General features: G+C 77.5%; 6 protein-coding genes (1 of these 6 running past the window's edge). All 6 read left to right on the top strand.

What is annotated here, in order from left to right; translation table 11 throughout:
- Tightly spaced (each overlapping or abutting the next), the 6 genes in view from ABD352_RS08330 to ABD352_RS08305 form a layout consistent with a single transcriptional unit that may run on beyond the window.
- Nucleotides 1–8003: the 3' portion of an amino acid adenylation domain-containing protein gene (locus ABD352_RS08330; RefSeq protein ID WP_344611650.1), read on the top strand. It extends 3400 nt beyond the left edge of the window; the window shows 8003 of its 11403 coding nt (coding positions 3401–11403); its start codon lies beyond the left edge, outside the window; it ends in the stop codon at nucleotides 8001–8003.
- Nucleotides 8000–9619 (top strand): ABC transporter ATP-binding protein, encoded by a 1620-nt coding sequence (locus tag ABD352_RS08325; RefSeq protein WP_344611649.1) that lies wholly within the window; start codon nucleotides 8000–8002, stop codon nucleotides 9617–9619. The genes ABD352_RS08330 and ABD352_RS08325 overlap by 4 nt, the downstream gene beginning before the upstream one ends.
- Complete coding sequence (locus ABD352_RS08320; protein WP_344611648.1) at nucleotides 9612–11324, top strand: ABC transporter ATP-binding protein; 1713 nt, start codon at nucleotides 9612–9614, stop codon at nucleotides 11322–11324. Before ABD352_RS08325 ends, ABD352_RS08320 begins: the two co-directional genes overlap by 8 nt.
- Nucleotides 11315–12115 carry an alpha/beta fold hydrolase gene (locus ABD352_RS08315; protein ID WP_344611647.1) on the top strand — a complete coding sequence of 267 codons (801 nt, stop codon included), beginning with the start codon at nucleotides 11315–11317 and terminating at the stop codon, nucleotides 12113–12115. The genes ABD352_RS08320 and ABD352_RS08315 overlap by 10 nt, the downstream gene beginning before the upstream one ends.
- Nucleotides 12112–12897 (top strand): siderophore-interacting protein, encoded by a 786-nt coding sequence (locus ABD352_RS08310; RefSeq protein WP_344611646.1) that lies wholly within the window; start codon nucleotides 12112–12114, stop codon nucleotides 12895–12897. Before ABD352_RS08315 ends, ABD352_RS08310 begins: the two co-directional genes overlap by 4 nt.
- On the top strand, nucleotides 12890–14215 hold the full coding sequence (locus ABD352_RS08305) for a cation:proton antiporter (protein WP_344611645.1): 1326 nt from the start codon (nucleotides 12890–12892) through the stop codon (nucleotides 14213–14215). Before ABD352_RS08310 ends, ABD352_RS08305 begins: the two co-directional genes overlap by 8 nt.

Raw genomic sequence — 14215 nt, 5'->3', positions numbered from 1 at the left:
GGGAGTGGGCGGCGGGGCTCGGCAGGGCCGCGGCGGGGGAGCAGCTCGGGTACTGGCTGGAGGTGCTCGGCGGGGAGCCGGAGCCGCCGCTCGGGGCGCGGGCCGTCGACCCGGGCCGGGACACCGTCGCCACCGCGCGGACCCTCACCGTCGAGCTGGACGCGGAGCGCACCGCCGCCCTGACCGCCGCGGCCGGGGCCGTGCGGGCCGGGACGGCCGACGCGCTGCTCGCCGGGCTGGCGCTGGCCGTCACCCGCCGCACCGGGCGCGACGGGCTGCTGGTCGAGCTGGAGGGGCACGGGCGCGAGGAGCACCTCGTGCCCGGGGCCGACCTCGCGCGGACCGTCGGCTGGTTCACCACGGAGTACCCGGTGCGCCTCACGCCCGGCGCCGGCGGGCCCACCGCCGCGCTCAAGCGGGTCAAGGAACAGCTGCGCGCGGTGCCGGACGCGGGCGCGCTCTACGGGGTGCTGCGCCACCTCGACCCGGCCGGGCGCGCCGCGCTGGCCGGGCGGCCCGAGCCGCAGGTCGTCGTCAACTACCTGGGGCGGTCGGAGACCGGGGCGGGCGGCGGGCTGGGCGGCGCGGCCGAGCCGGACATGCCGCTGGCCCGCGCCCTGGAGATCAACGCGGCGGTGGTGGACGGGCGGCTGAGCGTCGCGCTGACGTACCCCTCCGGCGTCCTCGACGAGGAAACCGTGCGCGGGATCGCCGCCGACTGGTTCGCGGCGCTCGGCGAGCTGTGCGCCGTCGAGGCCGGGCTCACGCCGTCGGACCTGCTGCAGCCGGGGCTCGGGCAGGGCGAGATCGAGGCGCTGGAGCGGCGGCCCGGCGGGCTGCAGGACGTGTGGCCGCTCACCCCGCTGCAGGAGGGCCTGGTGTTCCTGGCCGCGCTGGCCGGGGACGTCGACCCGTACGTCGTGCAGCAGGTCATCGAGCTCGACGGGCCGCTGGACGCGCGGCGGCTGCGGGCCGCCGGGCGGGCGCTGCTCGACCGGCACGCCGCGCTGCGGGTCGCCTTCCCGGCCGGGCCCGGCGGCGTGCTGCGCCAGGCCGTGGCCGCGCGGGCCGAGCCGCCGTGGGCCGAGGTGGACCTTTCCGCGGTGAGCGACCCGGAGGCCGAGTTCGAGCGGCTCGCCGCGGCCGACCGGGGGCGCCCGTTCGACCTGGACCGGCCGCCGCTGCTGCGGCTGACCCTGGTCCGGCTCCCGGGCTCGCACCGGCTCGTGCTCACCAACCACCACGTGCTGCTCGACGGGTGGTCGACGCCGCTGGCCGTGCGGGACCTGTTCGACCTCTACGCCGGGCGGGACGTCGGCCGGCCGCGCGACTACCGCGACTACCTGCGCTGGCTGCTGCGGGCCGACCGGGGGGCGGCGGAGGCGGCCTGGCGGGCGGCGCTGGCCGGGCTGGAGCAGCCGACGCTCGTCGCGCCGGCGGCCGGTGCGGTGCTCGACGCGCGGCCCGGCAAGGCCGAGCGGGAGCTGCCGGCCGAGGTCACCGCGCGGCTGGCCGCGCTGGCCCGGGAGCGGCAGGTCACGCTCAACACCGTCGTGCAGGCCGCCTGGGCGGTCCTGCTGGTGCAGCTGACCGGGCGGACCGACGTCGTGTTCGGCACCACCGTGTCCGGGCGGCCGGCCGCGGTGCCCGGCGTCGAGGACATGGTCGGGTTCTGCATCAACACGCTGCCGGTCCGGGTGGCGCTCGACCCGGCGCAGCCGTGGACCGGGCTGCTGGACCGGGTGCAGGGCGCCGCGGCCGCGCTGCTGGAGCACCAGCACCTGCCGCTGGGCGACGTGCAGCGCCTCGCCGGCCTGGGCGAGCTGTTCGACACGCTGACCATCTTCGAGAGCTACCCGCTCGACGGCGACGGGCTGCGGGCCGCGACCGGGGCCGGCGGGCTGCGGATGACCGGCGTCGCCGGCGACGATGCGCCGCACTACCCGCTCACCCTCGCCGTCGCGCCGGGGGAGCGGCTGCGGCTGGGCCTGGCCTACCGCGGCGACGTGTTCCCCGCCGAGTTCGCCGAGGAGCTCATCGACCGGTACGGCGCCCTCCTCGCCGAGCTGGCCCAGGCCCCCGAGCGGCCGGTGGGCCGCGCGCTGTCCGGCCACGCGGCGCTGCCGGACACGGCTCACCCCGTGCCGGCGACCACGCTGCCGGAGCTCTTCGCCGCGGCGGCGCGCCGGGACCCGGGCGCGGTCGCCGTCGTGGCCGAGGACGGGACCGTGACCTACGCCGAGCTCGACGCCCGGGTCGAGGCGCTCGCCGCGCGGCTGCAGGAGTTGGGCGCCCGGCCGGAGACGGTCGTGGCCGTCGCGCTGCCGCGGTCGCTGGACCTCGTCGTCGCGCTGCACGCCGTGCACCGGGCCGGGGCGGCGTACCTGCCGCTGGACCCGGCGCTGCCCCGCGAGCGGACCGACATGCTGGTGGCGGATGCGGGAGCGGTGACGGTACTGACGCCGGAAAACGTGCACGAGCGCCCATCGCGGCCGTTGGCGCCGGTGCGGGTCGCTCCCGGCGCCGCCGCGTACGTCATCTACACCTCCGGCTCCACCGGCCGGCCCAAGGGCGTCGTGGTGGCGCACCGCTCGATCGTCAACCGGCTGCTGTGGATGCGGCACGCGTACCCCCTCGCGGCGGGGGAGCGGGTCGCGCAGAAGACGCCGGCCGGCTTCGACGTGTCGGTCTGGGAGTTCTTCTGGCCGCTGCTGGCCGGGGCCACGCTCGTCGTCGCCCGGCCGGACGGGCACCGGGACCCGGCGTACCTCGCCGGGCTGATCCGCCGGGAGCGGGTCACGACCGTCCACTTCGTCCCGTCGATGCTGCGGGCGTTCCTCGACGAGCCCTCGGCCGCGGGCCTGCCGCTGCGGCGGGTCATCTGCAGCGGCGAGGCGCTCCCGGCCGACCTGGCCCGTCGCTTCGCCACGGTCCTGCCCGGGGTGGAGCTGCACAACCTCTACGGCCCGACCGAGGCCGCGGTCGACGTCACCCATCACCCGGTCGACCCGGCGGCCGCCGGCCCGGTCCCGATCGGCCGTCCACTGTGGAACACCACCGCGGTGGTCCTCGACCCGTGGCTGCGGCCGGTGCCGGCCGGCGTCGTCGGCGAGCTGTACCTCGGCGGCGTGCAACTGGCCCGCGGGTACCTGAGCCGGCCCGGGCTGACCGCCGAGCGGTTCGTGGCCGACCCGTTCGGCGCGCCCGGCGCGCGGCTCTACCGCACCGGCGACCTCGCGCGGGCGACCACGGACGGCCGGCTGGAGTACGCCGGGCGCACCGACGACCAGGTGAAGATCCGCGGCCTGCGGGTCGAGCCGGGCGAGATCGAGGCCGCCCTGACCGCGCTGCCCGGGGTCGCCGCGGCGGCCGTCGTGGCCCGCGACGACGGCCCGGCCCGCCGCCTGGTCGCCTACCTGGTGGCCGGCGCCGCGGCCCCGGCCGACCCGGCCGCGGTGCTGGCCCGGACGCTGCCAGAGCACATGGTGCCGGCCGCGTTCGTCCGGCTGGACGCGCTGCCGCTGACCGCCAGCGGCAAGCTCGACCGCAAGGCCCTGCCCGCCCCCGACTTCGCCGCGAAGGCGGGCGCCGACACGCCGCGCACGCCGGCCGAGGAGGTCTTCGCCCGGCTCGTGGCCGAGGTGCTCGGGCTGCCGCGGGCCGGCGTGCGGGACGGGTTCTTCGCGCTCGGCGGGGACAGCATCCTCGCCCTGCGGCTCACCGCCCGGGCCCGCGAGGCCGGCTGGCGCATCACCGCCCGGGACGTCTTCGCCCGCCCGACCGTCGAGGGCCTCGCCGCGGTCGCGGTGCCGGCCGGCGACGAGCGGCGCGACGCGTCCGCGGGCTGGGGCGACGTCCCGGCCACCCCGATCATGCTGGAGCCGGGCGCGGCCGACCCGCGGCTGAGCCAGTCGATGGTCCTGCCCGACCCCGGCCCCGAGCTGGCGGCCCGGCTGCAGGCCCTGCTCGACCGGCACGACGTGCTGCGGGCCCGGTGGACCGGCGCCGGCCTGCACGTGCCCCCGCCCGGCGCCGTCGACGCCGCCGCGCTGATCGGCGCGGCGGACCTCGACCCGGCCGCGGGCCGGATGCTGCGCGCGGTGCGCCGGGACGGCGGGCGGCTGCTGCTGGAGGTCCACCACCTCGCGGTCGACGCCGTGTCGTGGCCGCTGCTGCGGGCCGGGCTGGCCGGCGAGCCGGTCGCGGCGCCCGGCACCTCCTTCCGCGAGTGGGCGCACGCGCTCGTGCGGGCCGCGCGGGAGCGGGCCGGCGAGCTGGAGTACTGGCAGGCGGTGCTGGACGGCCCGCCGGTGCTGCTGGGGGACGTCGCGCTCGGGTCCTCCGACACGCTCGGCACCCTGGAGCTGCTCACCGCGCGGGTGTCCGTGCCGGCGCTGCCCGCGCCGCGGGTGAACCTGCAGGACGTGCTGCTGGCCGGGCTCGCGCTGGCCGCCGGCGGCGACGTGCTCGTCGAGCTCGAAGGGCACGGCCGGGAGGAGCGGCTGCTGCCCGGGGCCGACCTGTCCGGCACCGTGGGCTGGTTCACCACCGTCCGCCCCGTCCGGCTGGCCGCCACCGACCCGGCAACGGCGCTGCGGCGGGTCCGGGCGCAGCTGCGGGCCGCGCCCGACGGCGGCATCGGCTACGGCCTGCTGCGTCACCTCAACCCCGGGACGGCCGCCGCGCTCGCCGGGCGGCCCCGCCCGCCCGTGCTGTTCAACTACCTGGGGCGGCAGGACGGCGAGGGACTCGGCGGCGACGCCGGCGACGATCTCCCGGTCCGGCACGCCCTGAGCGTCGAGGCGTCCGTCGTGGACGGTGCGCTGGTCATCGCGGCGGCCTACCCGCGCGGGGCCGTCGCCGCGGACACCGTCCGGGGCCTGCTCGACCGGTGGGCCGCCGCCCTGCCGGCGCTGGCCGGTTCCGACTGGCTGACGCCGTCCGACGTGCTCGCCGCGGTGGGGCAGGGGGAGCTGGACGAGCTGGCCGCGCGGTACCCGGGCCTCGCCGACGTGCTGCCGCTCACCCCGCTGCAGGAGGGCCTGTTCTACCTGCACCAGCTCGACCCGGCCGGGTACGCGGTGCAGCAGCTGCTCGACCTCGACGGGCCGCTGGACCCCGACCGGCTGCGGGCCGCGGCCGGCGAGCTGCTGGCCCGCCACCCCAACCTCGGGGCCGCGTTCACCACGACGGCGTCCGGGCGGCCGGTCCAGGTCGTCGCGGGCGCCCGGGCGGTGCCGTTCGAGGTGGCGGACGCCACCGCGCCCGGCGCGGCCGAGCGGCTCGCCGACGCCGAGCGGGCCGCGCCCTTCGACCTGGCCGCGCCGCCGCTGCTGCGGATGCTGCTGCTGCGGCTCGGCGCGGACCGGCACCGGCTCGTGCTGACCCAGCACCACGTGCTGGTCGACGGCTGGTCCGGGCCGCTGGTCGCGCGGGAGCTGTTCGCCGCCTACGCGGGGGCCTCGGGGGCGCCCGCGCGGCCGTACCGCGACTTCCTCGCCTGGCTCGCCGCCGCCGACACGGGCGCGGCCGAGGCGGCGTGGCGTTCGGCGCTGGCGGGAGTGGCCGAGCCGACCCTGGTCGCGCCCGGCGCCACCGGGCGACCGGCGGGACTGCCCGGCGAGGTGAGCGTCGAGCTGCCGCCCGCGGCGGCCGCCCTGGCCCGCGCCCGCGGCATCACCCCGAACACGCTCGTCCAGGCGCTCTGGGCCGTCCTGCTGGGCCGGCTCACCGGCCGCGCCGACGTCGTCTTCGGGGCCACCGTGGCCGGGCGCCCGCCGGACCTGGCCGGCGCCGCGGACATGATCGGGCTGTTCATCAACACCGTGCCCGTGCGGGCCCGCCTGGTGCCCGGGGAGAGCTGGGCCGCGTTCCTCGCCCGGCTGCAGGCCGAGCAGGCCGGCCTGATCGAGCACCATCACCTGGGGCTGGCGTCCATCCAGCGCCTGGCCGGCGTGGGCGAGCTGTTCGACACGCTGGTCGTGTTCGAGAGCTACCCGGTCGACGCCGAGCGGCTCGACGACAGCCAGCGGGCCGCCGGGCTCAAGCTGGCCGGGGCCGGCGCCCGCGACGCCACCCACTACCCGCTCACCCTGGTGGCGGCGGAGGACGACGGGCTGCACCTGACGCTGGAGTACCGCACCGACGCCGTCGACGAGGCCACCGCCCGGCTGCTGCTGGACCGGCTGGTCGCGCTGGCCGCCGGGGTGGCCGCCGACCCCGAGCGGGCCGTCGACCGGGCCGACGCACTCACCGCGGACGAGCGGCGGCGCATCCTGCGCGACTGGAACGACGGGGCGCTGCCGGTCACCCCGGCCACCCTGCCGGGGCTGGTCGCCGGGTGGGCCGCGCGCACCCCCGACGCGACCGCGCTGGTCGTCGGGGCGCGCCGCTGGACCTACGCGCAGCTGGTTGCCGAGGCCGACGAGCTGGCCGGCGTCCTGGCCGCGGCCGGGGCCCGGCCGGGCGAGCTGGTCGCGCTGCTGCTGCCGCGGGGCGAGCACATCGTGCCGGCCATCCTGGGTGCGATGGGCTCGGGCGCGGCGTACCTGCCGATCGACCCCGAGTACCCGCCGGCCCGCATCGCCGCGATGCTCGACGACGCGCGGCCGGTCGTCACCCTCGCCGTCGAGTCCACAGTGGACCTGCTCCCCGCCGGCGCCGCGCGGCTGGTGCTCGACGGCGAGCTGCCGCAGCGCCGGGGCGGGAAGGCCGCGATCACGCCGGAGCACCCGGCGTACGTCATCTACACCTCCGGCTCCACCGGCCGGCCGAAGGGCGTGCTCGTGCCGCACCGCACCGTCGTCAACCTCTTCCACAGCCACCGCGACCGGATCCTCGGTCCGGCCGCCGAGCGCCTCGGCCGCCCGCTGCGCGTCGCGCACAACTGGTCGTTCGCGTTCGACGCCTCGTGGCAGCCGCTGCTCGCCCTGCTCGGCGGCGACGAGCTGCACCTGGTCACCGACGAGCCCCGCAAGGATCCGCGGCTGCTGGCCGAACTGCTGCGGCACAACCGGATCGACATGATCGAGGTGGCGCCGTCGCACCTGGAACAGCTGCTCGCGGCCGGGTTCGACGCGGCCGGGCTGGCCGTGCTCGGCGTCGGCGGAGAGGCCGTGCCTGATCCACTGTGGACGGCCATGGCGAGCCTGCCCGGCACCGAGGCGTACAACTTCTACGGCCCGACGGAGTGCACGGTGGACTCGGTCGTGCAGCGGGTCAAGGAGGTGCCGCGGGCCCTGATCGGGCGCCCGGTCGCCAACACCGCGCTCTACGTCCTCGACGACCGGCTGCGGCCCGTGCCGCCCGGGGTGGCCGGCGAGCTGTACATCGGCGGCGCCCAGCTGGCCCTGGGCTACCTGCGCCGGCCCGGGCTCACCGCGGGCCGGTTCGTCGCCGACCCGTTCGGCGGCGAGCCCGGCGCCCGGCTGTACCGCACCGGCGACGTCGTGCGCTGGACCGCCGACGGGCGGATCGACTACCTCGGCCGCGCCGACGACCAGGTGAAGATCCGCGGGCACCGGGTCGAGCCCGGCGAGGTGGCCGTCGCGCTGGCCGAGCACCCGCAGGTCGCGCAGGCCGTCGTGGTCGCCGACGGCGGCCGGCTCATCGCCTACGTGGTCGGCGCGGCCGAGCCTGCGGCGCTTCGGTCCTGGGCGGGTCAGCGGCTGCCGGGGTACCTCGTGCCGGCCGCCGTCGTCGCGGTCGGCGCGATCCCGTTGACCGTCAATGGCAAGCTCGACCGGGCCGCGCTGCCCCGCCCCGTCTTCGCCGCGGCCGGCCGCGCGCCGCGGGGCCCGGCCGAGGAGCGCCTCGCCGGGCTGTTCGCGGCCGCGCTGGGCCTGGCGGAGGTCGGTGCCGAGGAGAGCTTCTTCGACCTCGGCGGCGACAGCATCGCGGCCATGCGCCTGGTGAGCCTGGCCCGCGCGGCCGGGCTCGACCTGAGCCTGCGCGGCCTCGTCGGGCTCGGCACCGTCGCGGCCCTGGCGGAGGTGGCGGCATGAGGCCCGCCGCGCTGCTCGGGTGGGCGCTGCGGTGCTCCGGACGGGGCGTCGCCGCGTCGTGGGCCGGCGGCCTGGGGTACCAGGGCGGCCTGATCCTGCTGCCGTGGTGCCTCGGCCGGGCGCTCGACGAGGGCATCACCGGCGGCGACCGGCGCGCCCTGCTCTGGTGGGCCGGCGCCACCCTCGCCGTCTCCGTGGCGCTCGCCGGCGCCGAGCTCGCGATGCGCTGGTGGGCGACGCTCGCCGGGGTCCGCACCGGCAACGCGCTGCTGGAGCGGCTGGCCGGGCGGGTGCTGGGCTGGGACGCGCGCACCGCGCACCGGTTCTCGGCCGGCGACCTCGTCACCCGAGGGACCCGCGACGTGGAGACCCTCATCGTCTGGCTCTCGACGGTGCCCTCGCTCGCGAGCGGCGTGCTCGGGCTCGTCACCGTGCTCGTGGTGGTCGCCACGCTGGAGCCGGTGCTGGCGGTCGTCGGGCTGGGCACCGTACCGCTGCTGCTCGCCGTCAACCTGTGGTACCCGGGCCGGTACGAGCGGGCCAACTCGGCCCTGTCCGCCGCGCACAGCGCCCGGGCCGACGCCGTCGAGGACCTGCTGTCGGCCAGCACCGCGGTGCGCGGCCTCGGCGGCGAGACCGTGCTGGTCCGCCGGCACGACGCGGCCAGCCGGACCGTTCGTGACCGAACGTTGGCGCTGGCCCGCATCGCGGCGGCGTGGGCCGCCCACGCGCCGTTCGTGCCCTGGCTGGCCACGGCGGTCGGGCTCGCCGCCGGGGGGCTGGCGGTGCTGGACGGGCGGTTCTCGGTCGGCGGGCTGGTCGCCTTCGCCGGCTGGATGACCCTGCTGGGCCGCCAGGTCATGATGCTCACCTTCCGGTTCAACCAGCTCGGCGACGCCTGGACCGCGGCCGGCCGCGTCGGCGCCGTCCTGGCCGCCGAGCCCGAGCTGTCCGGCGGGAACCGGGACCTCGGCGAGACCGGTGAGGTCCGGATCGTCAGCGCCGCGGTCAGGCGCGAGCAACGCGCGCCGATCAAGCTCCCGGACCTCGACGTCGAGCCGGGCGAGTTCGTGGCGATCACCGGCCCGGTGGGCAGCGGCAAGTCGACGCTGCTACGGCTCCTCGCGCGCCTCGAAGACCCCGACGAAGGAACCGTCAGCTACGGGGGGACGGACCTCCGCGAGGCCCGCATCGAGGACGTCCGCGGCGCCGTCACGCTGGTCGGGCAGCGGCCGCTGCTGCTGTCCGGGACCATCGAGGACAACCTCCGCCTCGGCCGCGACCACATCACCGCCGAGCAGTTGCGGGCGGCGTGCCGTACCGCCGCGATCCTCGAGTTCGTCGAGGGCCTCCCCGACGGCTTCGCCACCGAGGTCGGCGAGCGCGGCAACACCGTGTCCGGCGGCCAGCTCCAGCGCCTGGCCCTCGCGCGGGGGCTCCTGCGCGGCGCCCGGGTCCTGCTGCTCGACGACGTCACCTCGGCGGTCGACGCGCGGACCGAGCAGCGCATCCTCGCGGGCCTGCGCGAGCTGGGCGTGACCGTCATCTTCGCCACCTCGCGCCCCGCGGTGGCCGAGCACGCGGACCGAGTGGAGGAGCTGGTGGGCAATGGCTGACGTGCGGATGCTCGCCGAGGAGCCGGACCTGCGCCGGGTGCTGGGCCGCGCCTGGCCGCACCTGCGCCCGCACCGCAGGATCGTCGCGGCCGGGGTCGCGGTCAACCTGCTGTCCACGCTGGCCCTCACGCTGGTGCCGGTGCTCATCGGGCGGGCCGTGGACCGGCTGCTCGACCACGACCGCGACGGGCTGCTGGCCATCGCCGCCGCCGTGCTGGTCCTGGTCGTCGCCCGGATGCTGCTGCTGCGCGCGTCCGAGGTGCTGCTGACCCGGGCCGGCGAGCGGGTCGTGCACGGGCTGCGGGACCTGGTCGTGGAGCGGCTGGGCGGCACGCCGCTGCGGTTCCTCGAGGCCCACCGCGGCGGCGACCTCCTGCGGCGCTCCACGGTGGAGATCGCCGAGCTGGCCACGTTCGTGCGCAGCCAGCTGCCGGACGTCATCTCGCTCGGCGGGTACCTGGTCTTCACCGCGATCGTGCTGCTCACCTCGTCGTGGGAGCTGTCCGCGCTGCTGCTCGTCGTGTTCGCCCCGCCGATGTGGCTCATCACGCGGGCGTTCCGGCGGGCGGCCGAGCGGGCGTACCCGGCGGAGGCGGCGGCCCAGGCGACCCTGGCGGCCACGTTCGCGGAGAGCCTGCAGGCCCGGGAGCAGCTGCAGATCGACGGGGCGACCGGCACCTGGCTGGCCCGGCTGCGCGGCGACGCCGGCGGGTACCTGCGCACCGCCCGGGCCGCCCAGCGGGCCGCGACCTGGATCGACGGGACCTGGGTCGTGCAGGGGCTGACCACGGCCGCGCTGCTGGTCGGCGGCGGGCTGCTGGCCGGGGGCGACGTGGTCAGCGTCGGCGTGGTGGTCACCTTCGTGCTGGCCAGCCGCGACCTGTTCAGCTCGGTCGACGACTTCACCCTCGTGGTCGGCGAGATGCTGCAGTCCCGGGTCGGCCTGGCCCGCCTGCTGGACCTGCTCGACGCGACCGGGGCGCCGGCGACTTCGCCCGCGGCTCGCACGTCCGGAAGGGGCCTCGTCGCGAAGGGGCTCACGTACGCGTACCGCGACGGCGAACCCGTCCTGCGCGAGATCGACGTGGCGTTCGGCCCCGGGGAGCACGCCGGCCTGGTCGGCGAGACCGGCTCGGGCAAGACCACGCTGGCCAAGCTGCTGTGCGGCCTCTACCGCCCCGACGCCGGCACTGTCCGCCTCGACGGCGAGGACCTCGCCGCCCTCGACCCGGCCGTCCTGCGCCGCCGCCTGGTCCTCATCCCCCAGCAGGTGCACGTCATCGCCGGCACCCTGGCCGACAACCTGGCCCTCGCCCCGGGCGAGCCGACCAGGGCCGACTTCGCCGTCGCGGCCGCGCGCCTGGGCCTCGACGCCTGGGTGGCCGGCCTGCCCGGCGGCTTCGACGCCGAGCTGGGGCGGCGCGGGGAGCGGTTCTCCGCCGGGGAGCGGCAGCTGGTCGGGCTCATCCGGGCCGCGATGATCGACCCGGACGTGCTCATCCTCGACGAGGCCACCGCCGACCTGGACCCGGCCACCGCGCACCGCATCGAGGCCGCGCTGGCCCGGCTGCGCCGCGACCGCACGGTGCTGGTGATCGCACACCGGCCCAGCACCATCGAGCGGCTGCCCCGGGTCGTGCGGCTGGACGCCGGCCGGATCGTGGCCGACGGCACCGGCGAGCCGCTGGAGGCGGCATGCCGGTGATCGAGGTGAACGGGGTGCGGCTGCGGTACCAGGACCAGGGCGAGGGCCCGGCGGTGCTGCTGCTGGCCGGTGGCGGGGCCCGCGGCCGCACCTGGCACCTGCACCAGGTGCCGGCGCTGGTCGCCGCCGGGTTCCGGGTCGTCACCTTCGACGCGCGCGGTGTGCCGCCCAGCGACACGCCGCCGATGGTCACGTTCGACGACCTGGTGGCCGACGCCGCCGCGTTGATCGAGCGGCTCGGCCTCGCGCCGTGCCGCCTCGCCGGGTCGTCGATGGGCGCGCGGGTCGCGGCCGAGCTGTGCCTTCGCCGGCCCGAGCTGGTCGACCGGGCCGTGCTCATGGCCACCTTCGGGCGGCAGGGCGCGTTCCAGAAGGCGATCGGCGCGGCCACGGCGAGGGACGCCGAGGTGCCGGGCGAGTACCTCGCGGTGGTCCGGGCCGTCCTCAACCTCTCGCCGCGCACGCTCGCCGACGACCGCGCCGCCCAGGACTGGCTCGACGTGTTCGCCCTGTCGCTGCCGGGAGCCGGGGCGAGTGCTGCGAGCCGGACCGAGTTCGATGCGGAGTCGGATCGGCTGGGGGAGTACGCCGGCATCGGTCTTCCCTGCCTCGTCCTCGGCTTCGCCGACGACATCGTCGCGCCGGCCCCCGGCGCCCGCGCGGTGGCCGCGGCCATCCCTGGCGCCCGCTACGCCGAGATCCCCGACGCCGGCCACTACGGATACCTGGAGCAGCCCGGCCCGGTGAATGCCCGAATGATCGCCTTTTTCCACCAGGAGGACCCCTCATGACCCTCGTTTGGCACGAGCTCACCCCGCGGCTGCTCGAGGTGCGCCGGGTCCGCACCCTGACCCCGGGCATGGTCCGCGTGACGCTCGGCGGCGAGCAGCTCGACGGCTTCTGCCACGCCGCCCCCGACGACCACGTCAAGGTGTTCTTCCCCGAGCCCGGCGCCGACCTGCCGGTCATGCCGACGCTCGGCGAGGACGGCCTGGAGCCGCCGCCGCCCGGCGCGCCGCTGCCGATCTACCGCGACTACACGGTGCGCTACCTGCGCCCCGAGCGGCGCGAGCTGGACATCGACTTCGCCCTGCACGGGCATGGCCCGGGCGCGACGTGGGCCGCCCGGGCGACTGCGGGGCAGCGGGTGGGCATCCTCGGGCCGCGAGGGTCCAACGTCGTGCCGTTCACCTTCGACTGGTACCTCCTGGGCGCCGACGAGACCGCCCTGCCCGCGCTCGGGGCGTGGCTGGAGCGGCTGCCCGAGCGGGCCCGGGTGCACGCCTTCGTGGAGGTCGACGGGGCCAAGGAGGAGCAGCCGCTGACCACCCGGGCCGACGCGGCCGTGCGCTGGCTGCACCGCGACCGCGGCGAGACCCTCACGGAGGCGGTGCTCGCCCACCCGATCCCGCCGGGCGAGGGCTACGTGTGGATCGCCGGTGAGGCCACCGGGCTCAAGCCGATCCGCCGGCACCTGCGCGGGCTGGGGCTCAACCGCGAGTGGCTGGAGATCGACGGGTACTGGCGCCGCGGCGTGGTCAACCTCGACCACCACGAGGACGACGATGAGTAGCCCGCTGCCGAGCCTCGCGCCGCACGCGCTGCTGGTCTTCCTGCTGCAGCTGTCGCTGCTGCTGCTCCTCGCCCTCGCGCTGGGCCGCCTCGCGGTGCGCCTCGGCCTGCCGGCGCTGGTCGGCGAGCTGCTCACCGGGGTGCTGCTCGGCCCGTCGCTGCTCGGCGCGCTCGCCCCCGGTGCCGTGGCCTGGCTGCTGCCCGCCGACGCGAACCAGCTGCACCTCGTCGACGCGGTGGGCCAGGTCGGCGTGCTGCTGCTCGTCGGGGTCACCGGCGCCCAGGTCGACGTGGCCTTGCTGCGCCGCCGCGGGTCGACCGGGGTGCGGGTCAGCCTGGCCGGGCTGCTGCTGCCGCTGGCGCTCGGCGTCGCCGCCGGGTTCGTCGTGCCCGGCGCGCTCATCCCCGGCGGCACCCAGCGCTGGGTCTTCGCGCTGTTCCTCGGCGTCGCGATGTGCGTGACCGCCATCCCGGTCATCGCCAAGACCCTCGCCGACATGGGCCTGCTGCACCGCGACATCGGGCAGCTCACCCTGGCCGCGGGCTCGGTCGACGACGCCGTCGGGTGGCTGCTGCTGTCGGTGGTCGCGGCCGCCGCCACCACCGGCGTGCACGCCGGGTCGGTCGCGCTGTCCCTGGTGTACCTCGTGGGCTTCCTCGCCGCCGCCCTGCTGGTCGGCCGCCCGGTCGTGCGGCGGGCGCTGCGGGCGGCCGGGCGGGCCGGCGACGGCGGGCCCCGGGTCACCACCGCGGTGGTGGTCATCCTGCTCGGCGCGGCGGCCACCCACGCGATGGGCATGGAGGCCCTCCTCGGCGCGTTCGTCGCCGGGATCCTCGTCGGGCAGGCCCGCGGCGAGCCTGGGGACGCCACCCGTCCACTGTGGACCGACCTGGCGCCGCTGCGCACGGTCACGCTGTCCGTGCTCGCCCCGATCTTCCTGGCCACCGCCGGGCTGCGGATGGACCTCACGGCGCTGGCCGACTGGCGGGTCCTCGTCGCCGCCGTGGCGCTGCTGGCCATCGCGATCCTGGGCAAGTTCGCCGGGGCGTACCTCGGGGCCCGGGGGAGCCGCCTGTCGCACTGGGAGGCGATCGCGCTCGGCGCCGGGATGAACGCCCGCGGCGTGGTCGAGGTCGTGGTGGCCACCACCGGGCTGCGCCTCGGCGTGCTCAATGTGGCCACGTACACGGTCATCGTCCTCATCGCGGTGGTCACGTCGGTGATGGGGCCGCCGATCCTGCGCCGGGCGATGGCCCGGGTCGACGTGACCCCGGCCGAGAACGAGCGCGGGCGGGCTCTGGCGTCGGTCGGAAATTAG

The organism is Dactylosporangium salmoneum (genome assembly GCF_039532525.1).
GTDB lineage: Bacteria > Actinomycetota > Actinomycetes > Mycobacteriales > Micromonosporaceae > Dactylosporangium > Dactylosporangium salmoneum.
This window is presented reverse-complemented; position numbering and strand designations above follow the sequence as displayed.